Here is a 1,269-nt window from a genome sequence, read left to right as displayed (position 1 = left end):
CGACGTGATCGTGCCGGACACCGGCCCGCTGATCCATCTGGCCCAGACCGATGCCCTGCACCTGCTCCACCAGATCGGCGGGCGTGTAGTGGTGGCCGATATGGTCGCGTTCGAGGCGACGCAGGACATGACCAAGCCCGGAGCGCAGGAGATACAGGACTGGCTCGATGCGGGGCAGAGGCCTGACAGCAACGCGCCGGTGCTGGTCGCCTCGACCGAGATCGGCAGGCTGTTTGCTAAGGCTCGCACCGTCGATCCCACCACACGCGCCAAGGATTCCGGCGAACTGGCAATCATGCAGTGGCTGGGAAGCTATGTGGACTACCATAGCGATGCCAGCATCCTCATCGTCTATGAGAACGGCAAGATTCCGCGCTTCGTCCGCGAAACGGGGCTGGATATGGCAACGGACGTACTGACCACGCGCGCCTTTCTCGAACTAGCCGAGCGGCGCGGGATCGTAAGCAGCGCGGAGGACGTATGGCAGCGCATCGTTGACGTGGCTCCCACCGCCAATCCCCAAGTCGCTACCATGTCGATCCGAAAGCCGAAACAAGATCGCGACACCTGACCATCGTCCCGAAAACGATGGTATTCTGGGAATGGCGGGCTCCGTACCATTCGCACCAGTCAGCAATGATTAGGGTGTCTTTTTAAGTGGCATTCGACGATCCCATGCCGTGCGCTGATCTTCCTGCGCGGCTAAAGTTGGAACATTGCTGGCCTTGCGAATGGCATCTGACAGTAGGGCGCGTTGGTACGGCTCCTGTGTAAATTCAGTGGCTGGCCGGGTAAACTGCGTCCCGTATATTTGCGGACGACCGCTGTGTTGAAGATAGCGGTCGAGGGTTGCCGCTCCGATCCACGTCGCGTCTGGGCGTCCGCGTGCAATCGCGATCATCGCCAGTGCGTGTGCCCTCATAAAATCATCGGGCTTATCACCATGCTGAAAAACAAACGCTGCATGATAAAAATCATCGCCGCTCGACAATTGCCCACTATCTAGCAGTGCTTGCGTCTGTTCTCGCCGGGCGCGATCGGCAGGGGAGACGACTTTCCAATCGATGTGCGCCGGATCGAGGCGGTCGGCTTGATCAGCATCGAAGATGGCCGTCATAGCGGCGCTGGTCGATCGGACCATGTCAGGGATATACCCTCGATCAACCTGCCAGGGACCTAACCTGGTCCGTGACGCCATCCGGGTCAATTCATATCGTGTTGAATTGAAGGCTGCCCACTGCATGCTGGCGTGACCCGAGTCACTTACAT

Annotated in this window: 2 protein-coding genes; one reads left to right on the top strand and one right to left on the bottom strand. The window is 59.2% G+C overall.

The genetic code is table 11. The features are described 5' to 3' along the window. Positions 1–571 (top strand): PIN domain-containing protein (locus ABLE93_RS26900; protein WP_348842722.1); only part of this gene is annotated, 571 nt, incomplete at its 5' end. Between the two features lie 69 nt (positions 572–640). Here ABLE93_RS26900 and ABLE93_RS26895 read toward each other — a convergent pair. Further along, a partial coding sequence (locus ABLE93_RS26895) for a hypothetical protein (protein ID WP_348842721.1) occupies positions 641–1,269 on the bottom strand: 629 nt, incomplete at its 5' end.

It is taken from the genome of Xanthobacter pollutisoli (assembly GCF_040044995.1).
In the GTDB taxonomy this organism is placed as follows: Bacteria; Pseudomonadota; Alphaproteobacteria; order Rhizobiales; family Xanthobacteraceae; genus Xanthobacter.
The sequence above is the reverse complement of the archived record's forward strand: the minus strand, read 5'-3'. Positions and strand labels throughout refer to the sequence as shown.